Below are 17,494 nucleotides of genomic sequence, written 5' to 3' on the forward strand. Positions count from 1 at the left end.
CGACAAGGGAAACGGGCTCCTGCTTTCTTGTCAATGGCATCACCGTGAACAAGACAATTCAAACTGTCGAGAGTGCCGCAGCCGGCGGCGCTTTCCTCATCGAAGATATCTATCCCTCGATCGACGGCGGCCGTTTCGCCGTGAAGCGTATTGCGGGCGAACGGGTCGACGTCTGGGCGGACATCTATCGCGACGGCGACGCGGTGATCGGTGCCGCACTGATCTGGCGAGGAGAGCAGGACCGGGAATGGCGGAGCGAGCCGATGATCCATCACGGCAATGACCGCTGGTCCGGCGCGTTCACCCCCGTCGAGCCCGGCCAATATGTCTATGCGATCGAAGCGTGGACCGACGAGTTCGCCACCTGGTCGCACGGGGTTGAGCGCAAGCGGCGCGCCGGTGCGGACGTCAGCCTCGACGCGATCGAGGGCGCCGGCCTCCTGACCAAGGCACATGGCGCCCGGCAGGACGCCGCGGCGGTCATCGTGAAGCAATGCGAGGACTATCTTCAGACCGGCGATGTCGGCTCGCTGCTTGCAGCCGATCTCGGCGCGGCCATGGCCGAGAGCCAGTCACGGCCCGACCTGACCCGCTCGCAGAACTTCCCGCTGATCGTCGACCGCGACAAAGCGCGCTTCGGCGCCTGGTATCAGATGATGCCGCGCAGCCAGAGCCAGAGTCCCGGCCGGCATGGCACGCTGCGTGACTGCATCGCGCGCGTGCCCGACATCGCCGCGATGGGCTTTGACGTGCTCTACTTCACGCCCATCCACCCCATTGGCCGCACCCGCCGCAAGGGCCGCAACAATGCGCCGGTGGCGACCGAAGGCGATCCCGGCTCGCCCTATGCGATCGGCACGGCCGAGGGCGGGCACGATGCACTGCATCCCGAGCTCGGCACGATCGAGGATTTCCGCGCGCTGGTCGCGACCTGTCTCGAATACGGCCTCGAGCTCGCGCTCGACTTCGCCGTGCAATGCTCGCCGGACCATCCCTGGCTGACGCAGCATCCGGAATGGTTCAAATGGCGGCCGGACCGCTCGGTGCGGACGGCGGATGATCCCTATTCGGACATCGTCATCCCCGATTTCGCCTCCGTCGACCGGGCCGGGCTGTGGAACGCGTTTCGCGATGCCATGCTGTTCTGGATCGACCACGGCGTCACCATCTTCGCCATCGACAATCACGACACCGCGCCGCTTCCGTTCTGGGAGTGGCTGATCAGCGACATCCGCCGCCGCCATCCCGAGGTGATCCTGTTCTCCAAGACCTTTGCGCGGCCGAAGCTGATGAAGGGCCTCGCCAAGCTTGGCTTTGCACAGTCCTTCAGCTATTTCCCCTGGCGCACGGCGAAGTGGGAGCTGGAGCAATATCTGGGCGAGCTGACCCGCTATCCCGAGCGCGATTTCTACCGGGCGAACCTGTTCGTGAGCACGCCCGACCTGCTGCCCTATCATCTCCAGGGCGGTGAGCCCTGGGCGTTCAAGTCGCGGGTCGCGCTGGCCGCGACGCTGTCCGGCAGTTACGGCATCTACAGCGGGTTCGAGCTGCTGGAGCATGACGCGATTCCCGGCCGCGAAGAATATCTTGATTCCGAGAAATACCAGATCAAGCCGCGCGACTGGGACCGGCCCGGCAACATCAAGACCTACATCGCCGCGCTCAATCGCATCCGCAACGATAACGCCGCGCTTCAGCAAACGGAGAATCTGCGCTTCCTCGGCGTCGAGGACGGCGAGACGATCGCCTTTGCCAAGGAGGCGGCCGATCCAGCCAACACCGTCGTCGCGGTCATCGCCCTCTCGGGCCATGTCCGCGAAGTCTGGTTGCCGCTGGGCGACCTCACCATCGACGCCGGCGACGCACGCCGCCACGTCACCGCACTCGAAAATCTCATCACAGGCGAACTGTCCCGCATCGAATGGGGCGGGATCAGATTATATATCGATCCCGACCGCGACCCGGCGCCGCTGTTCCGCTGCCTGGCGTAAGGATCACGCCATGAATGTTTTGTCTTCCGTCGACACCCAAAAAGCCGAGGTAGCCGAGATCGTGGATGAACTCTGGTACAAGGACGCCATCATCTACCAGCTCCACGTCAAGGCGTTTGCCGACAGTAACCATGACGGCATCGGCGATTTCGCCGGACTGACCGAGAAGCTGCCCTATCTCCAAGAGCTCGGCGTCACCGCGCTATGGCTATTGCCGTTCTATCCATCGCCCGGGCGCGACGACGGCTACGACATCGCCGACTACGGCTCGGTCAATCCCGATTTCGGGACGATGAAGGACTTCAAGCGCTTCATCCAGGAAGCGCAGAAGCGCGGCCTGCGCGTCATCACCGAGCTCGTCGTCAATCACACCTCCGACCAGCACAAATGGTTCAAGCGCGCGCGCCGCAGCCATCCGGGCTCGAGCGCCCGCAACTGGTATGTCTGGAGCGACACCGACCAGAAATACCAGGGCACGCGGATCATCTTCACCGACACCGAGAAGTCGAACTGGACCTGGGACCACGAGGCCGGGGCGTTCTACTGGCACCGCTTCTTCTCGCACCAGCCGGACCTCAATTTCGACAATCCGCGCGTGGTCAGCGCGCTCATCCAGGTGATGAAACGCTGGCTGGATGCCGGCGTCGACGGATTCCGCCTCGACGCCATTCCCTATCTCTGCGAACGCGACGGCACCAACAACGAGAACCTTCCGGAGACGCATGCGATCATCAAGCGCCTGCGCCAGGAACTGGACTCCTACTCCAAGGGCAAGCTGCTACTGGCCGAGGCCAATCAATGGCCGGAGGACGTGCAGGAATATTTCGGCCGCGGCGACGAGTGCCACATGGCCTACCACTTCCCGCTGATGCCGCGCATCTACATGGCGATCGCGCAGGAAGACCGCTTTCCGATCACCGACATCTTGCGCCAGACGCCGGACATTCCCGCAAGCTGCCAATGGGCGCTGTTCCTGCGCAACCATGACGAGCTGACGCTGGAGATGGTCACCGACGTCGAGCGCGACTATCTCTGGACCACCTACGCCAACGATCCCCGCGCCCGCATCAATGTCGGCATCCGCCGGCGCCTCGCGCCGCTGATGGACAATGACCGCCGCAAGATCGAGCTGATGAACTCGCTGCTGCTGTCATTCCCGGGCACGCCGATCATCTATTACGGCGACGAGATCGGCATGGGCGACAACATCTATCTCGGCGACCGCAACGGTGTGCGCACGCCGATGCAGTGGAGCCCGGACCGCAATGGCGGCTTTTCCCGCTGCGATCCCGCCCGTCTCTACGCGCCGCTGATCATGGACCCCGTCTACGGCTACGAGTCGGTGAACGTGGAGGCGCAGTCGCGCAGCCTGTCCTCGCTGCTCAGCGCCACCAAGCGCCTGATCTCGGTGCGCAAATCGACCCTCGCCTTCGGCCGCGGCACCATGACCTTCATTCGCCCGGCCAACCGCGCCGTGCTGGCCTATGTCCGGCAGTACAACGACGAGGTGATCCTGTGCGTCGCCAACCTCTCGCGCGCAGCCCAGGCGACCGAGCTCGATCTGTCGCCGTGGAAGGACCGCATTCCGCAGGAGATGCTCGGACGCACGCGTTTTCCGCCAATCGGCGAGGTGCCCTACATGATCACGCTGGGGCCCTACGGCTTCTACTGGTTCCAGCTCACCGAGCGCAACAAGTCCGAGCCGGTGACGCCGCGCGCGGTGCCTGAGTTCGAGACGCTGGTGGTGCCGGTCAATTCGACCTGGGTGTCGCTGGCGCGCGAGCGCGGCGTGTTCGAGCATGAGGTGCTGCCAGGCTTCCTGTCGCGCACGCGCTGGTATCCCGAGCAAGATCCCAAGCAGATCAAGCCGACGCTGACCTCGGCGGTGCCGTTCTGCGACATCGGCGACAACAGGCCCTGGATCGCGGTCTTCGAAACCCCGCAACAGGATGCCACGGCGCGCTACGTGCTGCCGATGCAGATCGAATGGGTGCGCTTCGACCGCGAACGCTTCAACCCGAAGGCGCTCGCCGCCGTGCGTCAGGGCGCGCGCGAAGGTACCTTGCTCGACGTTGCGACCGAGCAGATCTTCATCGGCCTGTTCCTGCGCAATCTGTCGCAGAATCTGGTGGTGGAAGAGAACAATCTGCGCCTGGAGTTCAAGGCGACCAGCCGGTTCGCCGATTACATCATCAAGGAGCCCGAGCGCATCCGCGCCATCGAGCAGTCGAACAGCACGGCGCTGGTCGACAACCAGTACGTCGCCAAGATCTATCGCCAGCTCGAAGGCGGCATCAATCCCGAGATCGAGATCGGCTCCTACCTCACCGACGTCGCGCACTTTGCCAATACGCCGGCGCTGCTCGGCAGCGTCGAGCTGGTCGAAGGTAACAGAAGCAGTGCGGTCGGCGTGCTGCACGCCTATGTCGAAAACCAGGGCGACGGCTGGGCCGTCACCACGGGTTATCTCGACCGCTATATCGACGAGCAGCGGTTGGCGCCGATGAGCGAAGCGCCCCGAGAGACCCAGGAGCAGGCGCCTTACCTGCACTTCATGGCGCAGATCGGCCGGCGGCTCGCCGAGCTGCATGTGGCTCTCGCCGCCGCAAGGCCCGATGATCTCGCGCCGGAGCCGATCGGCCCCGCACAGGTCGAGCGCTGGGCATCCGGGCTCACGGCACGGGCCGAGCGGATCTTCGAACGGCTGGCCGACAGCCGCGACGGCCTGCGCGAAGCCGACCGGCCTCTGATCGACCAGCTCGTCGCGGTGCGCGCGACCCTGCCCGACCACCTCAATGCGCTCTTGCCATCCGACATCGGCGGGTTGAACATCCGTCATCATGGCGACTTCCGCCTCGGGCAAATTCTGATCGTGAAGGACGATATCTTCATCATCGACTTCGACGGCGATCCGCGTCTGCCGCTGGCCGACAAGCGGCGCAAGGCACCGGCCGCACGCGACGTCGCCGGCCTGATCCGCTCGATTGAGTTTTCGGTTAACACAGCGCTTAGCCGCGCGCTGACGGGCGCATCCGACGAGCAGGACCGGCTCGCGGCCGCACTCGGCGAATGGCGCGAACGCTCCGCCGCGACATTCCTTAACGCTTACCGCGAAGCCATGACCGATCGTCGGCTGTGGCCGGAAGATCGGCAATCCGCGGACGGCCTGTTAAGGTTTTTCCTGCTTGATCAAGCCTTCGACGAAGTAGAGTACGAGCTGTCCCACCGGCCTGAGGAGCTCCGTGCGCCGCTGACCGGACTGCTTCGCATTCTGTCCAATGAGAGCGAAGCCCATGCCTAAACTGCCAGCCGAGGCCTACGCGATCATCGAGGGCCGCCACCCCGACCCTTTCCATTATCTCGGGTTGCATCCCGAGGGTGGCAAGAGCGTGGTGCGCGCGTTCCTCCCCGAGGCCACCAATGTCGAGGCGGTGGGCGAACATGGCGAGGTGGCGAAGCTCGATCGCGTCCACGCTTCCGGCCTGTTCATCGGCGCCTTGCCGAACGGCTCGAAGCGCTATCAGCTCCGCGCCAGGTTCGGCGACAACATCGTCGAGTTCGAGGACGCTTATCGCTTCCCGCCGATCCTGACCGATTTCGATCTCTATCTGCTCGGCGAAGGCACCCATCAGCGCCTCTACGACAAGCTCGGCGCGCATCCGATGCGGCTCGAAGGCATCGACGGCATCGGCTTCGTCGTGCTGGCGCCGAATGCGCGGCGCGTGTCCGTGGTCGGCGATTTCAATTTCTGGGACGCGCGGCGCCATCCGATGCGGGTCCGCGGTGCAGGTTATTGGGAATTGTTCATCCCGCACGCCAAGGGCGGCGACCACTACAAGTTCGATATCATCGGGCCGCACGGCCACCAGTTGCCGCTGAAGTCCGATCCCATGGCCTTTGCGAGCGAGGTGCGGCCGAAGACGGCTTCCATCGTGTTCGACGAGGCACATCTCGCGCGCCCGCGCCCGGCGCCGGATGGCATCAACGCGCTCTCGGCGCCGATGTCGATCTACGAGGTCCATCTCGGCTCCTGGCGGCGCAAGAACGGCGGCGAATGGCTCACCTATCGCGAACTGGCCGAGCAGCTGCCGGCCTATGCTCGCGATATGGGCTTTACCCATCTCGAATTCCTGCCCGTCAGCGAGCATCCGTTCGACGGCTCCTGGGGCTATCAGCCGACCGGCCTCTATGCGCCGACCAGCCGCTTTGGCGGGCCTGAGGATTTTGCCGCGCTGGTCGATGCCTGCCATCGCGAGGGCGTCGGCGTGCTGCTCGACTGGGTGCCCGGCCATTTCCCCGACGATCCGCACGGCCTCGGCAGCTTTGACGGCACCTCGCTCTACGAGCATGCCAATCCGCTCCAGGGCCGCCACCTCGACTGGGGCACGCTGATCTACAATTACGGCCGCACCGAAGTGACGAACTTCCTGGTGTCGAACGCGCTGTTCTGGCTCGAGCGTTACGCGATCGACGGCCTGCGCGTCGATGCGGTCGCCTCCATGCTCTATCTCGACTACAGCCGCCCGCCGGGCGCCTGGATTCCGAACCAGTATGGCGGCCGCGAGAACATCGAGGCGATCGCGTTCCTGCGCCGCTTCAACACCGAATTGTTCGCGCGCTTCCCGCAGGCGACCACGGCGGCCGAGGAATCCACCGCGTGGCCGCAGGTCTCGCGCCCGGTCGAATTCGGCGGGCTCGGCTTCGGCTACAAGTGGAACATGGGCTGGATGCACGACACGCTGAACTACATCAGCAAGGATCCGATCCACCGCAAGCATCATCACGGCGATATCCTGTTCGGCCTGCACTACGCTTTCTCGGAGAACTTCATCCTGCCGCTGTCGCATGACGAGGTCGTGCACGGCAAACGCTCGATCCTCGGCCGCATGCCCGGCGACGAATGGCAGCGCTTTGCGAATTTGCGCGCCTATTACAGCTTCATGTTCGGCCATCCCGGCAAGAAGCTGCTGTTCATGGGCGCGGAGATCGCGCAAAGCCGCGAATGGAATCACGACCAGTCGCTCGACTGGCACCTCCTCGAATACAAGTACCATTCCGGCATCCAGGCGCTGATCCGCGACCTCAACCGGCTCTATCGCGCGGTGCCGGCGCTGCACCAGATGGATTGCGATCAGGCCGGCTTCGAATGGCTGATCACGGATGACGCCAACCGCAACGTGTTCGCCTGGCTGCGCAAGGGATTCGACGAGCACGCACGGTGTCTCGTGATCATCAACTTCTCACCCAACGTCTATCGCAACTATCGCGTCCCCGTGCCCTTTGCCGGCAAGTGGAAAGAAGTGTTCAATTCGGACTCCGCCCATTACGGCGGCACCAATGTCGGGAACATCGGCGAGGTTCATGCCGCTGGCGGCAAGGCGCCCGAGCTTCGCCTTACCGTTCCGCCGCTCGCTGCGATCTTCCTCGTTCCGGAAAGCTGACCGATGCGCCTGACTGCTGGATCGCCCGCACGCCTCGGCGCAAGCTGGGACGGACGCGGCACCAATTTCGCGCTGTTCTCCGCCAATGCGCAGAAGGTCGAGCTGTGCCTGTTCGACACGCAAGGAAGGCGCGAGCTCGAGCGTGTCGAGCTGCCCGAGCGGACCGAGGACGTCTGGCACGGCTATCTCAACGACATCTCGCCGGGCCAGCTCTACGGCTATCGCGTGCACGGCCCCTACGAGCCCGAGCACGGCCACCGCTTCAACGCCAACAAGCTGCTGCTCGACCCCTACGCCAAACGGCTCGCCGGACGGCTGGTCTGGAGCGATGCCCATTTCGCCTATCGCACCGGTTCGCCGCGCGAGGACCTCTCCTTCGACCGGCGCGACAACGCGCGCGGCATGCCCAAGGCGGTCGTCGTCGACGAGACCTTCAACTGGGGCCGTCGCGAGATCCGGCCCAACATCCCTTGGGAAGACACCATCATCTACGAGGCCCACGTCAAGGGTCTGACGCAGAAGCGCGACGACGTGCCGCCGAATTTGCGCGGCACCTATGGCGGCCTGTCGTCGCCGGCGATGATCGAGCATTTGAAAACGCTCGGCGTCACCACCGTCGAGCTGCTTCCGATCCACAGCTTCATCGACGACCGCATTCTGGTCGAGAAGAAGCTCGTCAACTACTGGGGCTACAACACGCTGTCCTTCTTCGCGCCCGAACCGCGCTACGCCCAGGACAATGCGCTCGATTCCTTCCGCACCACGGTCGCGCGCCTGCACGATGCCGGCATCGAGGTGATGCTCGACGTCGTCTACAACCACACGGCCGAAGGCAATCACCTCGGTCCGACCCTGTGCTACCGCGGCATCGACAATGCCTCCTATTACTGGCTGAACCGCGAGAACCCGCGCTATTACGACGACTTCACCGGCTGCGGCTCGTCGGTGAACCTCACCCATCCGCGCGTGCTCCAGATGGTGATGGATTCGCTGCGCTACTGGGTCGAGGTCTGCCATGTCGACGGCTTCCGCTTCGACCTCGCGACCACGCTCGCGCGCGGACCGAACGGCTATGATCGCGGCAGTTCGTTCCTGACGGCGATCCGGCAGGACCCGGTGCTGGCGGCGGTGAAGCTCGTCGCCGAACCCTGGGATCTCGGGCTCGGCGGCTACCAGGTCGGCGCATTCCCTTCCCAATGGTCGGAGTGGAACGATCGGTATCGCAGCGCCATGCGCCGCTACTGGAGCGGCGAAGGCAGCCTGATCGGCGACATATCGAGCCGCATGACGGCCTCATCCGACCTGTTCAACCATGACGGACGGCGGCCGCGCGCCGGCATCAACCACATCACGGTGCATGACGGCTTCACGCTCGCCGACCTCTTCAGCTACAACGAGAAGCACAACGAGGCCAATGGCGAGGACAATCGCGACGGCTCCAGCGACAACCACAGCAACAATTGCGGTGTCGAGGGTCCGACCGACGATCCCGAGATTCTCGGGCTGCGGCGGCAGCTTCGCAAGAACGTGCTGGCCTGCCTGATGCTGGCGCAGGGCGTTCCGCTGATCCTGGCCGGCGACGAGGTCGGCAATTCGCAGTCCGGCAACAACAACGCCTATTGCCAGGACAACGAGGTCGGCTGGGTCGGCTGGGACAATCTCGGCAAGGATGGCGACGACATGGTCGATTTCGTCGCCGGGCTCGCGGAGATCCGCCGCGGGTTCTCGCAGCTTCGCAGCCATCGCTGGCTCGACGGCCGGCCCAAGGACGGCGTCTCCTACGGCGCGCTGTGGCTGACGCCCGCCGGCGACGAGATGACGGAGAACGACTGGAAATTCCCGGAAGGGCGGTTCCTCTCCTATGTGATGGGGCCGATGGAACCGGGGAGTGCCGCGATCTTTATCGTACTGAACGCCGCCCCCGAAGAGATCGCATTCAAATTGCCCAAAATGGCCGAGTACAAAAGCTGGCAGCAGATCCTGAACACCACTGATGCCAGGCCGAACAGTGTTGATCTGCAGCCCGGAAGCGACAGCAAGGCGCCGCCGCGCTCCGTGCTCGCCTTCGCGGGGGCGCTATGAGACCATCCTTCGGGGCGAGGCCGACCAAGGACGGCGTGTCGTTCCGGCTGTGGGCACCCGGTGCTCGCCGAGTCGATCTCCTGCTCGACAGAAGGCACGCGATGCAGCGCCGGCAGGATGGCTGGTATGTCGCCGAGATTGCCGGCCTGCCCGTCGGCAGTCCCTACCAGTTCAGGATCGACGACGAGATCGACGTACCCGATCCCGCATCCGCGTTCCAGCCGGACGACGTTTTTGGGCCGAGCGAAGTCGTCGATCATGATGCCTTTGCGTGGCGCGCGCGCGATTGGCGCGGACGTCCCTGGGAAGAGACGGTGCTGATCGAGGCCCATGTCGGCACCTTCACGGCTGAGGGCACCTACCGCGCCATGATCGACAAGCTCGATCATCTCGTTGCGACCGGAATCACCGCGCTGGAATTGATGCCGCTGGCCGATTTCGCCGGCCGCCGCGGCTGGGGCTATGACGGCGTGCTCTGGTACGCGCCCGACAGCGCCTATGGCCGGCCCGAGGACCTGAAGACACTGATCGACGAGGCGCATCTGCGCGGGCTGATGGTGTTTCTCGACGTCGTCTACAATCATTTCGGCCCCGAGGGGAATTATCTCGGCCGCTATGCGCCGGCCTTCTTCACCGATGCGCATACGCCATGGGGCAGCGCGATCGATTATCGCGTGCCACAGGTCCGGGCCTTCGCGGTCGAGAACGCGCTGTCCTGGCTCACCGACTACCGCTTCGACGGCCTGAGACTGGATGCCGCCAACCACATCATGGCGATCCCGGGCGAGCAGTCGATGTTGCAGGATCTCAGCGTCGCCGCCGGCGAGCTTGCCAAGGCCACGGGGCGGCACATCCATCTCGTGCTGGAGAACGGCGACAACCGCGCCAGCCTGCTCGATGCTGGGCAGGATCCGCCCAGCGGCAAATATCGCGGACAGTGGAACGACGATTATCACCACGTCTGGCACGTGATGCTGACCGGCGAGCTCGCGGGCTATTACGCCGACTACCAGACGCCGCGCATGGATATTGCGCGCGCGCTCGCCTCAGGCTTCGTCTACCAGGGCGAGATCTCGGAGTTCTGGGGCAAGAAGCCGCGCGGCGAGGCGAGCGGCGAGCTGCCGCCGGCGACCTTCGTCAACTTCCTGCAAAACCACGACCAGATCGGCAATCGCCCATTGGGTGACCGGCTCGAGAGCCTGGCATCGCCACGGCAGATCGAAGCCGCACTCGCGGTGACCCTGCTCGCACCGATGGTGCCGATGCTGTTTCAGGGCGAGGAATGGGGCTCCACTGTGCCCTTCCCGTTCTTCTGCGATTTCCGGGGTGGCCTTGCCGATGCCGTGCGCAAGGGTCGCAAGCAGGAATATGCCTGGGCCTACGAGAAATACGGCGACGAGGTCCCCGATCCACTCGATCCCAAGACGCTGCAATCGGCCGTGCTGGATTGGACCGGCCACACGCCGGAGCAGGATGCGCGGCTCGCGCTGGTGCAGGAGCTGCTCGCGCTGCGTCACAAGGAGATCGCACCGCGGCTGAAGGGTGCGAGGTTCGGCGATGCCGAGACGGCCGATAGCGGCCTGCTCACCGCGCATTGGCGCATGGGCGACGGCGCGAGGTTGCGCCTGACCGCCAATCTCTCGGACAAGGACATCGCACGTCCCAGCGACGCGACGGACACGCCGATCTGGGGCTCCGTCAGCGGCGATCGGCTCCCACCCTGGTCGGTGATCTGGCATCTCGGAGGTTAGCATGCCTCCTGCCATTCCCCTTGCGACCTATCGGCTTCAGCTCACCGCGGATTTCGACTTCGACAAGGCCGCCGCGGTCGTGCCTTACCTCAAGGCACTCGGGATCACGCATCTCTACGCCTCGCCGGTGATGAAGGCGCGCAAGGGCTCGACCCACGGCTACGACACCGTCGACCACAGCCAGTTCAATCCCGAGCTCGGCGGCGAGGCCGCCTTTACCCGGCTAAGTGACGCCCTCACGCAGCACGACCTCGGCCTCATCATCGACTTCGTGCCGAACCATGTCGGCGTGCACTTTGCCGACAATCCCTGGTGGCTCGACGTGCTGGAATGGGGCCAGGCCTCGCCGCATGCGGTTTCCTTCGACATCGACTGGGATCAACTGGCCTATCGTGCCCGCGGCGGCGTGCTGCTGCCGATCCTCGGCTCGCCCTATGGCGAGGCGCTGGAGCGCGGCGACATCGAGCTGCGCTACGATCCCGATGAAGGCAGTTTTTCCGCCTGGTATTTCGAGCATCGCCTGCCGATCGCGCCGGAACGCTATGGCGAAATGCTGCGCGTGATCGTGAAGGAAGCCGACGCCGCCGAGACCGAGGCCGGCAAGCGCCTGCTCGCGCTCGCGGCCCGCTACACGGGGCTGCGTCGCCCCAACCGCAGGGAAGCGCCCGGCTTCAAGGCGGAGCTTAAGGAGATCGCAGGCAGCGTCGACATCATCGAACGCGGTCTCGCCACCTATCGTTCCGCCAAGGATCGTCCGGCGCAGACGCTAGCGCTGCATCATCTGCTGGAGCGCCAACACTACAAGCTCGGCCACTGGCGGCTCGCCTCCAGCGACATCAACTATCGCCGCTTCTTCGACGTCAACGGGCTCGCGGGGCTGCGCGTCGAGGACGCGAGCACGTTCGCCGCCACGCACCGGCTGGTGAAGCAGCTCATTGCCGACGGCAAGCTGCAAGGCATCCGCCTCGATCACATCGACGGCCTGCGCGATCCCGCACAATATTGCCAGCGGCTGCGCCGGCTCGTGCGCGACGCGCAAGGCAACACCAAACCGTTCTATACCGTGATCGAAAAGATCCTGTGCGAGCACGAGCGCCTGCCGCGTTTTGCCGGCGTTCAGGGCACCACGGGCTATGAGTGGATGAATGTCATCACTCAGGTTCTGGTCGACGCGAAAGGGCTGGAGGCGCTGAACGAGACCTGGCGGCAGATCAGCAACCGCCCGCCGCGGCTGGCTCCTTACGTCAAGGATGCCAAGCGGCGCGTGCTGGAGACGCTGCTGACCAGCGAATTCACCGTGCTGACCCGCCTGCTCGCGCGGATCGCCAACGGGCATTACTCGACCCGCGACTTCTCCGCCGACAGCCTGCGACAGGCACTCGAATTGTACGTGCTGCACTTCCCGGTCTATCGCACCTATTTGACGCATAGCGGCCCGACGGCGCTCGACCGCAAGCTGATCGACGACACCATCGAGCGGGCCCGCGCGGAATGGTTCGCCGCGGACGAAGGCATTTTCGATTTCCTGCGCGATGCGCTGACCATGGACCTGCTCAAGCCCGGCCGTCCTCCGCACAGCGCCCCGCGGGTGCGCCGCTTCGCGCTGAAGGTGCAGCAGTTCACGGGACCGATGATGGCGAAGTCGCTGGAGGACACCGCGTTCTATCAATTCCACCGGCTGCTCGCCCTGAACGAGGTCGGTGGCGATCCCGCGAGCAACGGCCTCACGGTGCCCGCCTTCCACGAGGCCATGCGCGCGCGTGCCAACGAATGGCCGCAAGGGATGACGGCGACCGCGACCCACGACACCAAGCGCGGCGAGGACGCGCGCGCGCGGATCGCGGCGCTCAGCGAGATTCCCGGCGAATGGACCAGCGCGGTGGCACGCTGGAAGGTGCTGAACGCGCCGCACCTCGCGCTCGACGGCAATCTGCGCGCGCCGTCGGCGACGTTCGAATACATGCTCTACCAGACCCTGCTCGGCGCCTGGTCGCTTGGGGAGACAGCCGATGCCGGCTTCGTCGAGCGCATCCAGGCCTATGCGCTCAAGGCCGCGCGCGAGGGCAAGGAGGAGACCAGCTGGCTCAACCCGCACGAGGCCTATGAGAACGGCGTCGCGAGCTTCATCGCGAAGATCCTCGATCCAGCGCAATCCAGCGAGTTCCTGGAGGCGCTGCAAACCCTGGCACGCCGCGTCGCGCTGCTCGGCTCCTTGAACTCGCTGAGCCAGCTCACACTCAAGGCGACTCTGCCCGGCGTGCCCGACTTCTACCAAGGCACCGAATACTGGGACCTGTCGCTGGTCGATCCCGACAACCGCCGCCCGGTGGACTTTGCCTCGCGGCAGACGGCGCTGATGTCACTGGAAGCGCCGGACTGGCGCGGGCTGTTCAAGACCTGGCCGAACGGCCAGCTCAAGCTAGCCTGGACGCGGCACCTGCTCAAACTGCGCAACGAAGTCGCCGATGTGTTCGCGCAGGGCGAGTATCAGCCGCTGCAGGTCCACGGCGCGCACGCAGACCACGTCATTGCCTTTGTCCGTCGACACGGCCGCACGGCTGCGATCGTCGTGGTCGGGCGCCAGTTTGCGCCGTTCACGCAAGAGGGCCGGCAATGGCCCGCGTTCGAGGGTGTTGACGCGACGATCGACATCACCGGCTACACCGGGCCGGGCTTTTCCGGCAATCAATTGCCGCTGGCGCAAGCCTTCCGGGATTTTCCTGCTGCGGTCATCGAAGCACGAGCCGCCAGCACGGCGAGACCCAGGCAACAGCGCGCTCGTAGCTGACGGCTACTTGCCCCCGTCCTTGGTCAGCAGCAGCTGCCCGCGCTTGCGGATGGTCGCCTGCGCCATCTCGGCGAAGCGCTGCAACAGCCACGGCAACACAACCTCCACCTTGACGTGGTCGTCGGCGACATCGACCTGACCGCTCGCGATTTGCCCGAGCGCGCGGATGCGAAAATTCATGCTGTCGCCGTTCCAGCGCTCCTCCTCGACCTGCATCACGGGAATGCTGGCGGCGGCGCGGCCGAGCCCGGTCTTGAGCCGGCGCACGGCTTCCTCGCGGCCGAGACGATGCGGAATGGAGACGACAAGCGGTGCTGACATGGCCCTGCCCTGTGGTGACTGATCCTCACATAGTCATGCCGCCTGGATTGGCAAAGGTTCCATGCAAGTTGGCCCCGTTCGCCGTGTTTCATCGTGGGAACTATAGAACCTGCGGCAAGTTGCCCTCGCACCACGGGACAGGTGCAAACGACCCTTTCAACAAAGGGCTGGAGGAGACTAGCATGTCTATCGGTACGATCATTCTGATCATTTTGGTCATCGCGCTGCTCGGCGGCTTCAGCGGCATCGGCGGCGGCCCGTTCTACGGCACCGGCTATTATGGCGGCGGCGGCCTCGGGCTCGTCATCGTCATCCTGCTGATTCTGCTGTTGCTCGGACGGATCTAGCGCAAGGAGCTGTAGCGGCCTCGTAGGGTGGGCAAAGGCGCAACGCGCCGTGCCCACCTCTTCGCCGCAATAAGAAAGATGGTGGGCACGCTTCGCTTTGCCCACCCTACTTCTTCTTCTCCGCGAGCTTCTTCATCGCGGTCTTTATTGACGAAGCCGCCTCGTCATAGCCATCCCAGGCTTTCGAGCGCGCCAGCAGACCCGGCACCGTCCGCACCGTGTATCGCTTCGGATCGAGATCACCCTTCACCTGCGCCCATGTCACGGGCATCGACACGGTCGCGCCATCGCGCGCACGGGGTGACAGCGGAGCTACCGCCGTCGACAGGCGGTCATTGCGCAAATAATCCAGGAAGATCTTTCCGTTGCGCAGCTTCTTCGACATGTTGAGCAGATAGCGCTCGGGATCATCGTCGGCCATCCACTGGCAAACGCCTTGCGCGAACGCCTTGGCCTCCTTCCAGCTCACCTTGTCGCGCGCGCCGTGGAGCAGCGGCACCACCACGTGCAGGCCCTTGCCGCCGGTGGTCTTGCAAAAGCTCTCCATGCCGACGTCGGTGAGGCGCCGCCGCATCTCCTTGGCGGCGTCCACGACATCGGCAAATTCGACGTCCGGCGCGGGATCGAGATCGAACACCAGCCGGCCCGGCATATCGTAGGCGTCCGGCGCGCAATTCCAGGGATGCAGCTCGACGCCGCCGATTTGCGCGACCGCGGCGAGCCCCTCGACGCGATCGATCTGCAGGTACGGCTTGCGATCGCCCGAGACTTTCGCGAGCTCCAGCAGGTTCGAGGTGCCCTGCATGGCATGGCGCTGGAAGAACTTTTCGCCGCCGATACCGTCAGGCGCGCGCAGGATCGAACAGGGCCGGCCCTTGATGTGCTCGATCATCCAGGCGCCGACGGCCTCGAAATAGAGCGCGAGATCGAGCTTCGTCACGCCCGCGCCGTCGCCGCCATCCGGCCACAGCTCCTTGTCCGGCTTTGAGATGACGACACCCATCACCTCGGCCGTGCCGGCATCCTTGCGCTTGCCTGCCTTCGGCACGGCACGCTTCCTGGCCGAGGGCTTTGCGAGTTCGGTATCAGCGGGTGTTTCCGCCTCGACCTCCTCGGCCGGCTTGTCCTGCCGCAGACCCTTGAAGGCGGCCTGCCGGATATTGCCGTCGGCGGTGAAGCCGGCGAACTCGATCTCGGCGACGAGCTCCGGCTTCAGCCAGTGCACGTCGCGCGTCTTTTTCGGCGCGTTCTTGCCGCCGAAGGGGCTTTGCCTGGCCTCCATGGCCTTCAAGGACGGCATGATGCGCTTGACCGTGTCCGCGCCGAAGCCGGTGCCAACCATGCCGACGAAGGCAAGATGATCGCCGCGGTGCACGCCGGCCATCAGCGAGCGGAATTTGCCGTTGGTGGTCTTCCAGCCGCCGATCACGACCTCATGGCCGGCGCGGCATTTGGCCTTGGTCCAGCTTTCCGTTCGCCCCGACCGGTAAGGCGCATCGAGCTTCTTCGACACCACGCCTTCGAGCTCGAGCTTGCAGGCCGATTGCAGCACGGCATCGCCGCTGCTCTCGAAATGCTCGACATAGCGGATTTGGCTCGATTTCCTCTTGCCTGTGTCCAGGACTTGCCTGAGGCGGTCCTTGCGCTCGCCGAGTGGCAGGCGCCGGCAATCGAGCCCTTCGGCGAACAGGAGGTCGAAGGCGAAGAAGACCAGGTCCTCGGTCTTGCCGTCCGATAGCGCGGGCTGGAGCGAGGAGAAATTCGGCGCGCCGTTGTGATCCAGCGCGACGATCTCGCCGTCAATCATGGCGTCGGGAAGCTCGCCCGCCTCCTTCGCGATGGCTGCGAACTTGTCGGTCCAGTCGAGGCCCTTGCGCGTCTTCAGCGTCGCCTCGCCGTCCTCGACGCGGAGCTGGACGCGATAGCCGTCGAACTTGATCTCGTGGCACCAGCCATCGGCCGCCGGCGGCCGCTCGACCGGGGTGCAGAGCTGGGGCGCGACGAAGTCCGGCATCTCCGAGACTCTTTTCGCGCTTGTCGCGGTCGTCGCTTTCTTCTTTGCGCCCGTCCCGCGCTTCAACGCCGCGCCGGGCGCCGGCCTGACGGTGCGCCCTTTCGGCTCCTCGGCACGATTGGACTGCCAGACCGCATCGGCCTTGGCCTTGGCACCCTTCGCCAGCATGAACGGTTTTGGCGCGCGACCCTTGCCATCGGCGATCTCTGCCATCGCGCGGCCGGAGGCCACCGACTTGTCCTCGCCGAGAATGTCGTCGCTCTCGCTGGCATATTCGTCGCGATGCTTGATCAGGAGCCAGTTGGTGCGCTTGCCGCCGGTGCGGTCATGCCTCATCCGCACCAGCACCCAGCTTCCATGCAGCTTGTCGCCGTGGAGCGTGAACTTGAGATCACCCTTCTGGAAGCCGCGCTCGGGATCCTCGGACTCCCAGGTGCCGCGGTCCCAGAGCATGACCGTGCCGCCGCCATACTGCCCGTCCGGAATCGTGCCTTCGAAATCGCCATAGTCGAGCGGATGGTCCTCGACCTCGACCGCCAGCCGCTTGTCATGCGGATCGAGCGAGGGTCCCTTGGTGACCGCCCACGACTTGAACACGCCGTCGAACTCGAGCCGCAGATCATAGTGCAGTCGCGTCGCATCGTGCTTCTGCATCACGAAGCGCCGCTGCGTCGAGGGCGCCACCGCGGTCTTGCCCGACGGCTCCGGTGTCTTCTCGAAATCGCGTTTCTGTCGGTAGGTGGAGAGTTTTCGCAGCAC

9 protein-coding genes are annotated in these 17,494 nt (G+C 64.9%); 7 read left to right on the forward strand and 2 right to left on the reverse strand.

What is annotated here, in order from left to right; translation table 11 throughout:
* Positions 1–44 precede the first annotated feature (44 nt).
* The 6 genes from J4G43_RS41525 to treY are packed head-to-tail and all read left to right on the forward strand — an operon-like array spanning position 45 to position 14,053.
* Positions 45–1,991, forward strand: a complete 1,947-nt coding sequence (locus J4G43_RS41525; RefSeq protein ID WP_208088419.1) for a maltotransferase domain-containing protein — start codon at positions 45–47, stop codon at positions 1,989–1,991.
* Positions 1,992–2,001: 10 nt separating this feature from the next.
* Positions 2,002–5,292 (forward strand): maltose alpha-D-glucosyltransferase, encoded by a 3,291-nt coding sequence (treS, locus tag J4G43_RS41530; RefSeq protein ID WP_208088420.1) that lies wholly within the window; start codon positions 2,002–2,004, stop codon positions 5,290–5,292.
* Positions 5,285–7,432: a 1,4-alpha-glucan branching protein GlgB gene (gene glgB / locus J4G43_RS41535; protein WP_208088421.1), complete on the forward strand. Its 2,148-nt coding sequence runs from the start codon at positions 5,285–5,287 to the stop codon at positions 7,430–7,432. The genes treS and glgB overlap by 8 nt, the downstream gene beginning before the upstream one ends.
* Positions 7,433–7,435: 3 nt before the next feature.
* On the forward strand, positions 7,436–9,514 hold the full coding sequence (glgX, locus tag J4G43_RS41540) for a glycogen debranching protein GlgX (protein WP_208088422.1): 2,079 nt from the start codon (positions 7,436–7,438) through the stop codon (positions 9,512–9,514).
* A complete protein-coding gene (gene treZ, locus J4G43_RS41545; RefSeq protein WP_208088423.1) occupies positions 9,511–11,265 on the forward strand; it encodes a malto-oligosyltrehalose trehalohydrolase in 1,755 nt (584 codons plus the stop codon). The genes glgX and treZ overlap by 4 nt, the downstream gene beginning before the upstream one ends.
* 1 nt (position 11,266) lies before the next feature.
* Entirely contained in the window at positions 11,267–14,053 is a 2,787-nt protein-coding gene (gene treY / locus J4G43_RS41550; protein ID WP_208088424.1) for a malto-oligosyltrehalose synthase, read from the forward strand.
* A 3-nt stretch (positions 14,054–14,056) separates the two neighbouring features.
* Here treY and J4G43_RS41555 read toward each other — a convergent pair whose 3' ends face one another.
* The gene (locus J4G43_RS41555; RefSeq protein WP_085405235.1) at positions 14,057–14,374 is read right to left on the reverse strand and encodes a polyhydroxyalkanoic acid system family protein; all 318 of its coding nucleotides are present in this window, start codon (positions 14,372–14,374) and stop codon (positions 14,057–14,059) included.
* A 182-nt stretch (positions 14,375–14,556) separates the two neighbouring features.
* Between J4G43_RS41555 and J4G43_RS41560 the strand changes: the two genes are divergently transcribed.
* On the forward strand, positions 14,557–14,721 hold the full coding sequence (locus J4G43_RS41560; protein WP_007595743.1) for a DUF3309 family protein: 165 nt from the start codon (positions 14,557–14,559) through the stop codon (positions 14,719–14,721).
* Positions 14,722–14,827: 106 nt separating this feature from the next.
* Here the strand turns inward: J4G43_RS41560 and ligD are convergent, their stop codons facing one another.
* Positions 14,828–17,494 carry a DNA ligase D gene (gene ligD, locus J4G43_RS41565; protein ID WP_208088425.1) on the reverse strand — a complete coding sequence of 889 codons (2,667 nt, stop codon included), beginning with the start codon at positions 17,492–17,494 and terminating at the stop codon, positions 14,828–14,830.

Source organism: Bradyrhizobium barranii subsp. barranii (assembly GCF_017565645.3).
GTDB classification, from domain to species: domain Bacteria; phylum Pseudomonadota; class Alphaproteobacteria; order Rhizobiales; family Xanthobacteraceae; genus Bradyrhizobium; species Bradyrhizobium barranii.